Below are 258 nucleotides of genomic sequence, written 5' to 3'. Positions count from 1 at the left end.
AGAAGAATTACAGCCCCATTTAGGGGGTGTTTTTACAGGGAAAGCACAAGCCTTTTTAAATGCAGGAACACAAAACCAAATTGATCCTGTTTTACTAGCGGCCATTGCGAGATTGGAAACGGGTAACGGTACTTCTAACGCAGTAAAAAACTACAATAACCCTGGGGGGCTCATGGACCCTAGCAGTTCACAAATGAAAGGGTTTATGAAGTTTGCCACTTTGGATGAAGGAATCAACGCTATGGCGCGAAACTTATA

The 258-nt window shown here is 43.0% G+C and carries 1 protein-coding gene; it reads left to right on the top strand.

Annotated features, from left to right (window positions below; translation table 11 throughout):
* Nucleotides 1-258 (top strand): glucosaminidase domain-containing protein (locus ACS2QP_RS28070; protein WP_438883113.1); only part of this gene is annotated, 258 nt, incomplete at both ends.

Origin of the sequence: Bacillus cereus group sp. Bce019 (assembly GCF_051781745.1) — a bacterium.
GTDB classification, from domain to species: domain Bacteria; phylum Bacillota; class Bacilli; order Bacillales; family Bacillaceae_G; genus Bacillus_A; species Bacillus_A cereus.
This window is presented reverse-complemented; position numbering and strand designations above follow the sequence as displayed.